This is a genomic window from Pseudomonas rubra (assembly GCF_028656935.1).
In the GTDB taxonomy this organism is placed as follows: Bacteria; Pseudomonadota; Gammaproteobacteria; order Pseudomonadales; family Pseudomonadaceae; genus Aquipseudomonas; species Aquipseudomonas rubra.
Genome location: NZ_JAMDGZ010000059.1, coordinates 26,410 through 37,068 on the forward strand (window position 1 = coordinate 26,410; position 10,659 = coordinate 37,068).

Annotated in this window: 7 protein-coding genes; all 7 read right to left on the reverse strand. The window is 62.1% G+C overall.

Translation table 11 applies throughout. The annotated features are described in order from the left end of the window. Positions 1–2 precede the first annotated feature (2 nt). The 7 genes from M5G17_RS23700 to M5G17_RS23730 all read right to left on the reverse strand — a co-directional run bounded on the left by M5G17_RS23700 (position 3) and on the right by M5G17_RS23730 (position 9,940). Entirely contained in the window at positions 3–1,403 is a 1,401-nt protein-coding gene (locus M5G17_RS23700; RefSeq protein ID WP_273895311.1) for an alginate O-acetyltransferase, read from the reverse strand. A gap of 11 nt (positions 1,404–1,414) precedes the next feature. Beyond that, positions 1,415–2,974, reverse strand: coding sequence for a mannuronan 5-epimerase AlgG (gene algG / locus M5G17_RS23705; RefSeq protein WP_273895312.1), 1,560 nt, complete (start codon positions 2,972–2,974; stop codon positions 1,415–1,417). An 18-nt stretch (positions 2,975–2,992) separates the two neighbouring features. Beyond that, on the reverse strand, positions 2,993–4,474 hold the full coding sequence (locus M5G17_RS23710; protein ID WP_273895313.1) for an alginate export family protein: 1,482 nt from the start codon (positions 4,472–4,474) through the stop codon (positions 2,993–2,995). Continuing rightward, a complete protein-coding gene (algK, locus tag M5G17_RS23715) occupies positions 4,471–5,853 on the reverse strand; it encodes an alginate biosynthesis TPR repeat lipoprotein AlgK (protein WP_273895314.1) in 1,383 nt (460 codons plus the stop codon). Before algK ends, M5G17_RS23710 begins: the two co-directional genes overlap by 4 nt. 12 nt (positions 5,854–5,865) lie before the next feature. Then, positions 5,866–7,032 (reverse strand): alginate biosynthesis protein Alg44, encoded by a 1,167-nt coding sequence (locus tag M5G17_RS23720; RefSeq protein WP_273895315.1) that lies wholly within the window; start codon positions 7,030–7,032, stop codon positions 5,866–5,868. A gap of 37 nt (positions 7,033–7,069) precedes the next feature. Then, positions 7,070–8,560 (reverse strand): mannuronan synthase, encoded by a 1,491-nt coding sequence (gene alg8, locus M5G17_RS23725; protein ID WP_420793400.1) that lies wholly within the window; start codon positions 8,558–8,560, stop codon positions 7,070–7,072. Positions 8,561–8,623: 63 nt separating this feature from the next. Continuing rightward, complete coding sequence (locus M5G17_RS23730; protein WP_273895317.1) at positions 8,624–9,940, reverse strand: nucleotide sugar dehydrogenase; 1,317 nt, start codon at positions 9,938–9,940, stop codon at positions 8,624–8,626. Positions 9,941–10,659: the final 719 nt, after the last annotated feature.

Consider the following 10,659-nt stretch of genomic DNA (forward strand, 5'->3'; position numbering starts at 1 on the left):
CCTCAGGTTCGTTTGCAGAGGGTGGCCCGGACTTTCTGGCTGCCGCTTGGCGGCCCCTGGACCTCTACGGCGAGCAGGGTCTGGCTGGCCCAGTCCTCATCCTCGCGCAGCTCGAAGGCAAAGCGGCCATCGGTGTCGGCGGTTTCCGGCTTCTCGATCTTCAGGTCTTCGTGACGGCCGTTCATGTACCAGAGGGTGGCTTGCAGGGTCTTCACCGAGGTGTCCTCGAACTGGATATCCAGTTGGTGGCGGCCATTGGTCAGGTCCTTGATCACGCCGTTGCGGCCGTTGACCATCAGCTCGTTCTTGCCCGGCTTGAGTGCAGTGCTTGCGCTCATCTGCGCCGGCTTGCCCTGGCAGCCGTTGTCGACCAGGGCGAGCATCTGCCGCCAGATGGTTTCCTGGTCCAGGCGGTACAGCGGCGAGAACTCCCAGATGAGGATCTTCGGCGGGTTCTTCTGGAAGTCCTCGCTGCCCAGGTACTGGATCATCGAGCCCTCCAGGCCGCCGCCAGGGAAGGCGACGTTCAGTACGTCAGCGCCGATGTACTGCTCAAGGAAACCCGAGAAGTTGTAGTTCTTGCCACTGTGGCTGGTGCCGACCAGGGTGATCTGCGGGTTACCGCTATCACCGAACAGGTCATCGCTGCCGCTCTCGCCCTTGGGCTGGGTGACGAACTGGTCCATGTACTGCACCGCGTAACTGGTGCCGCACAGCTGCCCGGCAACGTTGTGCAGGGTGCCGGTCTTGCCCATGCGCCCGGACTTGTGGCTTTCGAACTCGCGCTTGGGCACCCCGGCGAAGGCCGGCATTTGGTGCACGCTGGCAGCGACGATCTTCGCCGCGCGCTCGGCGCCGTACGGGGTCCAGTGCTGATCGCCACGGAAGTAGAAATCCTTGCCCTGGTCGGCGGCGGCCAGTTGCTCGTTGGTCAGCGGCGACAGGTCGGGTACGGTGTAGCCCATCTTGTTGAAACGAGCGAGCATGCCCTGATAGTTCTGCAGTGCCTTGGCGTAGTTGAACGCGGCCTTGTCGGCCGGCTTGAGCATGTTGCGGTTCACCAGGCCACGGGTCGGCTGGTAGACGATCACCAGCTCCACGCCCTTGGCCTTGAAGGCATCGTGCAACTGCTGCAGGCGGCGGTAGCCGGCTGGAGTGGTGTTGAACTCGGTGCGCAGGTCTTCCCGGGTACGGAACAGCCAGTCGCCCTGGGCTTGTACCAGGGTGGTGAAGTTCTGCTGGTAACGGGTGGTGTAGCGGCTGGCGTCGTGGGCCTCCGGGCAGAGTTGGCAGCACGGTTCGGCGGTGAAGCTCGGTGCCTGCACGGTATCGGCGTTGGCGCCGTTGCTGATGGCCAGCAAGGTGGCGCTTACGCCCAGGAGTTTGATCAGGTGTGGGGTCATGTCGGGCGTCCTCATTCGGCCATTTCGGTCTGGCGTTCGACCGGGTCGATCAATACGGCTTTCTGCTGGCGCACCATCAGGTCGAGAATCTCGTCCTGACGCTCACCCAGTACCCCGGAAAAACTGATGCCGCTGGCCTTGCTCGGGGCCAGCATCGACACCCGGTACAGCTCCACGCTCAGCGGCGAGTCGATCGACAGCGGGCCGCTGCCGTTGGCCGCCAGCTCACCGCCGACGACGATCAGCGAAACCTTGGTGTCGAACGGGTCGAGGGCGATGTCGCGGTCGGTTTCGGAAAGGTCCTTGATGTGCCCGTAGACACCGACCAGGCCGTTGGCCATGGCGACGTTTTCGTACAGGCGGATGTTCACGCTGTTGCGCACGCGAATGCCGTGACGGCGGTTGCTGATCAGCTTGTTGCCCCAGATCAGGTTGTCGCCGCTTTCGTACAGGGTGATGCCGTCGGTGTGGTTGCGGTAGATCTCGTTGTAGGCGATCAGGTTGTTGACGCTGTTACGGTCGATGACCACCCCCGAGAGCTTGTTGTCGTAGCTCTTGTTGTTGATGATCCAGCTGTCGTTGACCTCACGCGAAACGATGATGCCGTGCTTCTTCTTGGTCCCGTAGACGGTGTTGCCGGCGATGATCAAACGGTGCGAACGGTCGTGGGGGTCGATGCCGTAGACGATGTTGTCGCGGTAGGTGCTGTCCTTGACCACGAAGTCGCTGGTTTCATAGCAGTAGAAGCCATACCACATGTCACTGAATTCGGAGCCGATGATCCAGCCGGTGGGTTCCGCGCGGCCCATCTGCTTGGCCATGTTCGGCGTGTACTGGGAAATGCTCACGCCGTAGGACTTGCTCTTGGCGTAGCCGAAGCTGGCCATCTTGCTGTTGACGATGTAGGTCTGGGTGCCGCCCCAGGACAGCAGGAACGGGCGGAATTCCTTGGGTGAGCGGAAGGTCGCCGGGCCGTTGTCCTTCTCGCGCCAGCCGGTTACCCGGGTATCGCTGACGAACAGCTTGCCGTCGTTGACGATGAACGCGCCGCCTTCCTGGGACAGGCGCAGTTCCTTGACCTTGGCGTCGATCTCCAGCACGCCCTTTGCCCCGACCACAATCGGCAGGCGCGCCAGGTACACGCCCGGTGCAGTTTCGCTCAGGTACTGTTTGGGCACCTGCTTGGCCAGTTGGGTGAAATCAACATGGCCATCGTCGATGAAAATCGCCTGGGGAATGCCATGCTGACGCGCTACCCACTCGGCCATCTTGTTGTCGCCGCCGATGAACTCCTTGAGCGCGGTTTCCTGCAGCATACGGCGGACCGAGACCTTGCCTTTGTGCTGGCGGTCGATCTTTTTCTGTACCGCTTGCGCGGTGTAGCCGGACAGGTCCGGCAGGGTCGGCGCCGGGATCTGCAGCGGTTCGATTGGCGCGCTGCTGACGGTGTAAGTCTTGGCCTGCTGCAGCCCTTTGGCCATCGGCGCCTGGCCGTTGGCCAGGGCGATGCTGCTGGCCAGCAGCAAGGTACCGGCCAGCAAGCTGTGCAGAGGGTTCGATTGAAGGTTCATATCACTGCACTCCAGGCATCAGAAACGCCAGACCACGTCGACGAAGGCGCGGTGCATGTAGGAGTCCGCTTCCTTGCCATAGGCATCGCCCGGTTTGAACACGCCACCACGAAAGCGCACCAGCGCCGACGGCTCGTCGATCGACTTGCTCAAGGCGGCCGGCAACAGGCCCTGCTTGAAGTACTTGGTGACCACCAGGTCCATCTCCTGGCCGAGGTCTTTCTCGCCCTGGATCAACGGCCGGTTGATGCCGTTGTCCTCGACCACGGCATTGATGCCGCTGCTGCCGATGTTCTGCTCGCCATCGACGCGCCAGAACTTGTGGTAGATCAGGCTGGCGTCGTAGTCATCGCGCAGTTGCCAGGAGGTGAACAAGGTCGCCGCCTGCAGGTTGCCCAGCTCGCCTCGGAAGGCCTCGCCGAAACGGTGGACCCGCGAGCGGGTGCCGGTGAAGTTCGAGCGGTTGCTCTCAAGGCCAGTCTGCTCGTAGTTGCCCGAACCGTCGCTGCCACCGCCGCCACTGCCGCGGGCATAGGCGGCGCCGACCTGCCAGTTGGGGTCCAGGCGCAGGCGGATGCCCAGGTCGCTGGCCCAGGCATTGACGTCGCCGCTCTGCTTGCCACTGGCCACTTGCTCGCCGTTGACTGTGGTGGTGTTGAGGCTGTCGCGATCACCCGTCAGCCAGGTCAGGCTGCCCCAGTAGTTGACGCGGTTCTGGTTGCGCCAGTTGTAGGCGTCGCTGTTGGCTTCCAGGCCCAGCCAGGTGAGGTCGCCGGTGCGGGTCTTGTCCAGGGTGTCGACGTTTTCGCCAGGGCTTTTCAGATTGCCGTCGTCATGGGTGTGGTGGGCGCGCAGGCCGACCCAGTGACCGGGCGTCCATTGGGCGGCGACATCGCCGTAAATGTGCAGGCGGTCTTTGTCTTCCGGGGCCAGCTCGGTGAGGTCGGTGCGGTACTCGCTGAAGCGCTCGGCAACGCCCAGATTTGCGCGTAGCAGGGTGGTGTCGAAGGTCCAGTTCAGCGCTTCGATGTTGGTGTCGCGCCACATGCCGTCGTCGTTGCGCAGGCGTTGCCGGCCAAAGCGCAGTTGCTCGCCGGGGTAGGCGGTCAGGCCGCTGTAGCCGACCCAGAATTCGCGCATGGCCAGGTAGCTTTTGTCCGCTTCGCGGCCATTGGCACGGCCGCTGTCGGACTCGGCCTCATCGCCGGACTGGCGCAGGGTGTCGGTCTCGATGATGTCGGTGGCAGCCACCGCCTGGCCCATGGCGAAGGCGCTCCAGTTGCCGCGCTCGCCGTACACCCAGGGGCGCAGGTCCAGGCCCAGGCCGTTGACGTCGCCGCCGGAGCGGGTACCCAGGTCACGGTCGTCTTCGGACTGGCCGGTGATCTTCACGTCCAGGCCGAAGTTCTTCTCAGCGGTCATCGCCGCCAGGGTCGGGCACGACCAGAGCAGGGCGAAGCCCAGACCTACGCCGGCTTTCATCCACGGATTGAGTGTCATAGGGAGTCCTCGCCTTGTTCAGGTTGCGCTTGGGCCTGCAGGCCCATGGCGCCACGGGCCTGGCGCTCTTGTTGCAGCAGGCGCTGGCCTTGGGCCTTTTGCGCTGGATTGAGTTGCTGGTCGAGCTGGGCGGCCAGCTCACGCGATTGATCGCTGGGGTTGGCTTGCGCCAGTTGGCTGAACACCCAGGCATTGACCAGGTCCTGGCGAATGCCGTGACCTTCGCTGAACAACTGGGCCAGGGCGTAGTCAGCGCTGAGCTGGCCGCCGCGAGCAGCACTGAGCAAATGATCGACGGCCTTTTGCGGCTCGACACTGCCCAGGTAGCCGCGCCGGTACAGCTGTCCCAGGTAGTAATGGGCGCTGACTTCGCCGGCATTGGCGGCGCTGAGCAGGTGGGTTTGAGCCTTCTGCGCATCGGCCGGCACGCTCTTGCCTTCGTAGTACAGGCGGCCCAGCAGCAGCTCGGCGCGCGGTTGTTCGGCGGCGCGGCCCTTGTCGATGTAGGCCATCAGCTGGTCGGTATCGCCCAGCTCGGGGAAGTCGTAGAGCAACTGCGCCAGGCTGACCCAGGAGCCTGGATTGACCGGCGCCACCTGCTCAAGCATGGCCTGGGCGGTTTTCTCGTCGGTCTGGCCGAGGCTGCGGTCGGCCAGTACGCGAGCAACGCTATCGACCCGGGTGGCGGGGATCGCACCGCGCTGGTAGGCGCTTTTGACTTGCTCGATCAGCGCCGCCTGTTGCTCGGGTTGGGCGCGTTTCTGGTAGACGGTGGCCAGCTCCACGTAGCAGATATCAGTGCTGGTCAGCGCCGCCTTGCAGATGCGCTCGACCTCGTCCAGGTGCTGGTCGTAGGTGTCCTGGGTGCGGTACAGCAGGATCTGCGCCAGGCCGGCTTCCGGGTAGCCAGCGGCGCGCCATGTGTCGATCTGCTGTTGGGCGTTGGTGCCAGGGAAGCTCTGCGGGTATTGCAGGTAGAGCATCGCCAGCGGGATCAGGGTGTTGCCCTCGCCATTGGCGAAGGCTTTTTTCAATAGGTTTTCGGCTTCCTGGCGCTCAGCCTCGCTGGCGTCCGGTTTGGCCGCCAGCAAGCGGCCGAGGCGGGCCTGGGCGCGGGGAGAGATATTGGCGGCGGCGCGGTAGGTGGCTTCGGCTTGCTTGAGCTTGGTCGGATCCCGGGTTTCCACCTGGATATCGGCCAGGCCCACCTGGGCTTCGCTGTAACCGAGGTCGGCGAGCTGGCGGTAGTTCTGCTCGGCCAGGGCAGTGTCACCGCGTTTGAGGGCTTCGTTGGCCAGGCGCTGGTCGGGCAGGCCGGCGCAACCGGCCAGGCTGATGGCCAGGGCCAGGCTGCACAGACTGAAGGAGCAGGTTTTCATGGGCAGATCCTCTTAGAGCCCACGGGCCACGGCTTTATCGATCAGCCAGTCCAGCGACGGGCCACGATTGCTGTCCACCGCCACCGGGCGACCGGCCAGTTCGCTGGGCAGCGACTCGTCCGGTTTGATCTGCACGCGGATGTCCGAGGACAGGTCTTCGCTGTTCAGGCTGGTGCTGCTGACGATTTGCCCAGTGCGGGTCTGCTCTTCGCCAGCAATGGTGAAGTGAACACGCGAACCGGGTTTGACGTCGTCGAACTGGCGATAGCTGAAGCGCGCCTCGACGGTAGGGATGGTGGTGCGCGGGACCAGCTGGAAGATCACCTGGCCCTTGCTCGCGTACTGGCCGTCATCCACCAGCTGGCGGGCGACCACGCAATCGCAGGGGCTGGTCAGGGTGCCGCTCATCTGCTTGCCGAACAGCTCTTCGACCTTGGCGGGCTCCAACTGCTGGTCATCCAGATGGCCCTTGAGCATGTCCAGCATACTGGTGCTGAATGAGGCCAATGGCGCGCCCTTGGCCACCTGGCCGCCGCTTTCCACCAAGCCTTGCACGGTGCCGTCGCGGGGCATGCTGACATTGCTGGTCGGCACGCTGACCACCCCGGCCTGGGCATGGCTGACGAAGTACAGGCCGTACACCGATTTGGCGATAAAACCGAACGCGGCCACGCCGACCACGAACACGCCGAGGCTGAAGGTCACGGCGCGCAGGCGACCGAAAGCGCTCATGCCGCCGTTGGCATCCTTGTGCTTGCGCGCCTTGGTGAAGTTGTCGCGCTGCAGGGTACTGAGCACATCGCCAAGGGTGATCAGTTCACCCGACAGGTGCGAGGTGATGATGTGGCGCAAGGTGGCGATGTCGCGCGGTTCAAGGTTCTGGAACTGCACGCCGACGCGGCCGCTTGCGGGGTCGAAAGAACGCACCTGGAACTCGATGTCCATGGCCAGGCCGAGTTTGTCGACGGTGAACTGCAGACGCCCGCGCAGCACTTCGCCGACTTTCAGCGGCTGTTTGGCGTTGAAGCTCAGGCCGCCGGCAGAGAGGTCGTCGACCTTCACTTCCAGGGTTTCGCGGTTCTCCCCCAGGTAGCGCAGCTTGGCCGGGATGCGCACCCGGGCGTGCTGACGCTGGGCTTCGGACTCATGCACGACATTGACATTCACGGCGGTATTCATGGCGATTTGTTCCTGTTTAATCCGATCGGGTTCCGGCTCACACGACCATGAACAGCACAGCAACGAAGATGCTGGCCGCCGAGAAGGTCATGGTCCGGGAAGACCAGGTGTTGAACCATTGTTGAAAGCTGGCGAGGTCACGTTTGAGGGCAGTGGGCTGGCGGGTCCAGGACTGCCGATCGAGGCGGAAGAACACGTAGATCTTCATGATCGCGCCGACGATCTGGTTGTAATAAAGAATCAGCGGGTAGGCCGGGCCGATGCTGTGGCCCGAGCACAGCAGCATCAGGGTCAGGATCAACCGGGTGATGCCGATCCACAGCAGGTACACCAAGAGGAACGCCGGGCCGAACTTGATACTGGCGATGACCGCGACGGTCAGGCCGAGCAGGCTGGTCCACATCGACACGCGCTGGTCGAACAGCACCACGCTGGTGAACAGGCCGAGGCGGCTGGTACCCAGGCCCAGGGCGCGGGAGTTCTGCCGCAGGTTGTTGCCGTACCAGCGGTACATCAGTTTGCGGCTGGCCTTGATGAAGCTTTTTTCCGGTGGGTGCTCGACCGTGTTGATCGCCGCATCCGGCACGTAGAAGGTGTCGTAGCCCAGGCGCATGAGGCTGAACCAGCTCGACTTGTCGTCACCGGTGAGAAACTTGAAGCGGCCCAGGCGCCAGTGCTGCAGCGAGTCGTTCTCGACGTCTTTGATGAACTCGGGGTTAGTCACCACGGCGGCGCGGAACACTGACATGCGCCCGGTCATGGTCAGCACGCGCTTGGACAGGGCCATCGAGCACATGTTGATGTGGCGCTGGGCGAAGCGCAGCTTGTGCCACTCGCTCATGATGTAGCCGCCACGCACTTCACAGAATTCGTTGGTGGTCAGGCCGCCGACATTACCGAACAGCTTGAACCAGGGCACGGTCTTGCGGACCACGCCTTCACCGAGCACGGTGTCGCCATCGATCACCGCGACCACGGCGTTTTCATCCGGCAGGTGGCGGGAGATGGCCCGAAAGCCATAAGCCAGGCCGTCACGCTTGCCGGTCCCGGCGATGCGCACGAAGTCGAGGGTTACGCGTGCCGGCGGGTTGTATTTTTCCCACAGGCTTTTCACCAGAAGTTCGTCGGACATTTCTACCAGCGAGCAGACCACCGTAGTCGGGTAGCCGCAGTCGATCGCCTCGCGGATCACCGAGCTGTAGACCTGGGCGGTGGTCAGGGCATCGATGCGAAAACTGGTGACCATCAGGTACACATGCGACGGGTCGGCCGCGCTACCGAGCTTGCGCACCTTGCGCCGCAGGTAGGGGTAGACCAGGTAGAGGAACAGCATGCCGCGCACAAAGTGCGTGGCTCCCATGGAATAGCGCCAGATGCCGACGGCGCCGACCAGGAAAATGAAGTCCTTCGAGTCGGGGTCGAAAATGGAGTTGGGCAAGGCCAGGGCGATCAACATGAGCAGGCTCACGTAGAACAGCCAACCGGCGACCTGTAGCAGGCCGTGCTTGAGCCTATGCATGTTCTGCATCCGTATCGAATGGAAAGGGTGTTGACGTTGCGCGGAGCCTGGCGGCCCCGCGCAGGCTGCGAGTTACCAGCAGATACCTTCGGTACGGCTGCTCGGGCAGGAGGCCTTGCTCATGAAGCCGACCAGGTCGATCACCTGTTTGCCGGCTGGCGCCTGCTGGGCCAGGGCGCGGAACTTCTCGTCGCGGTTGCCCAGCACGATCACCTCGGCGTGGTTGATCACCTGCTCGAAGTCGGCGTTGAGCAGTGACGACACGTGGGGGATCTTCGACTCGATGTAGTCCTTGTTGGCGCCGTTGACCCGCGCATACTCGACGTTGCTGTCGTAGATGTTCAGCTCGTAGCCCTTGCCGATCAGGCGCTCGGCCAGCTCCACCAGTGGGCTTTCGCGCAGGTCGTCGGTGCCGGCCTTGAAGCTCAGGCCGAGCAGGGCAATTTTGCGCTTGTCGTGGCTTTCGATGATGTCGAAGGCGTTTTGCACCTGCGACTCGTTGCTGGCCATCAGCGAGTTGAGCAGTGGCGCTTTAATATCCAGGCTGCCGGCGCGATACGTCAGGGCGCGGACATCCTTGGGCAGGCACGAGCCGCCGAAGGCAAACCCAGGGCGCATGTAGTACTGCGACAGGTTCAGGGCCTTGTCCTGGCAGACCACGTCCATCACCTCGCGGCCATCGACACCGACCGCCTTGGCGATGTTGCCGATCTCGTTGGCGAAGGTGACCTTGGTGGCGTGCCAGACGTTGCAGGTGTACTTGATCATCTCGGCCACTTCGATGTCCTTGCGGATGATCGGCGCGTCGAGTGCTTCGTACAGCGATTGCAGAAGGTCACCGCTGGTCTTGTCCAGCTCGCCAATGACGGTCATGGGCGGTTGGTCGTAATCCTTGATCGCGGTGCTTTCACGCAGGAACTCCGGGTTGACCGCCACGCCGAAGTCGATGCCGGCCTTTTTTCCCGAGCAGTCTTCGAGGATCGGGATCACCACGTTCTTCACCGTGCCCGGCAGGACGGTGCTGCGCACCACGACGGTGTGGCGGCTGGATTTTTCCCGCAGCACGAAGCCGATCTCGCGGCACACCGACTCGATGTACTCAAGGCCCAGGTCGCCGTTCTTCTTGCTTGGCGTACCGACGCAGATCATCGACAGGTCGCTGTCGCGGATCGCCGCGGCAAAGTCAGTAGTGCCACGCAGGCGGCCGGTGTCGATACCCTGTTGCAGCAGGGCTTCGAGGCCCGGTTCGACAATCGGCGACTTGCCTTGGTTGATCAGGTCGATCTTGGTGGTGGAGACATCGACGCCAATCACTTCATGACCACGTGCCGACAGGCAGCCCGCACAGACTGCACCCACATAACCCAAACCAAAGATGCTGATACGCATCGCATTCACCTCATGTGTTTATCTTGCCGGCTCAATAACAAGAGCCAGATCGGGTTGATTAACCAGCAGTTATCGGGCACACGGTTGCTTGGCAAAAAGAACTCACTTCACCGTGTACAGGCATATAAATATCAAGTGCAAAAGTATCTGCACTTAAAGTTGGCAGCCAAAGGCCAATAATTATGGGCGTGCCCTGTAATGCAGCCGTCTTTATTGCAGGTCGGTTGGCCGGCACTGCAGTGCTTGTTCTTTCAAGTGAATAAAATCCTTTGAAATCAACCACAAGGACGATTTGTAGGGCGCGTTTCTCCTGGGTTTAACCGAAGGTCGGGCGACCGACGCTCAAGTCAAAGTTGTCGGAGTGCACAAATACTGTGCGCTCCAATACGCGGTGTAGGTCATCTCTCACATAACGTTCAAGAATCGTTACGGGTGGTATGAGCGATGGCTGAGGGGATAAGTTCCGGGGTGGGTTCAGCGGGGGTGAAAGATTTTTTAATATTTTATCTGATGGCCATACTTTCACTTTGATAGCACTTGGCAGTTTCATCCCTATCTATAAAGGACGAAATCGAGGAGGGATGTTTTTGTGCCAGTACCTGAATATTTTTTTCGAAATTCGTCAAATAAATTACGAACGGGCTTATGGCGTTTGGTGATAAAGCGCAGTGGATAGTTTTTTGGCGTCAATAATGCGGCGAATTCATCGCGGGGCAAGC

Bases quoted from the DNA above. Each gene is read 5' to 3' on its own strand.
- M5G17_RS23730 (WP_273895317.1), bottom strand. From the start codon at position 9,940: ATGCGTATCAGCATCTTTGGTTTGGGTTATGTGGGTGCAGTCTGTGCG.
- M5G17_RS23720 (WP_273895315.1), bottom strand. From the start codon at position 7,032: ATGAATACCGCCGTGAATGTCAATGTCGTGCATGAGTCCGAAGCCCAG.
- M5G17_RS23700 (WP_273895311.1), bottom strand. From the start codon at position 1,403: ATGACCCCACACCTGATCAAACTCCTGGGCGTAAGCGCCACCTTGCTG.
- M5G17_RS23710 (WP_273895313.1), bottom strand. From the start codon at position 4,474: ATGACACTCAATCCGTGGATGAAAGCCGGCGTAGGTCTGGGCTTCGCC.
- alg8 (WP_420793400.1), bottom strand. From the start codon at position 8,560: ATGCAGAACATGCATAGGCTCAAGCACGGCCTGCTACAGGTCGCCGGT.
- algK (WP_273895314.1), bottom strand. From the start codon at position 5,853: ATGAAAACCTGCTCCTTCAGTCTGTGCAGCCTGGCCCTGGCCATCAGC.
- algG (WP_273895312.1), bottom strand. From the start codon at position 2,974: ATGAACCTTCAATCGAACCCTCTGCACAGCTTGCTGGCCGGTACCTTG.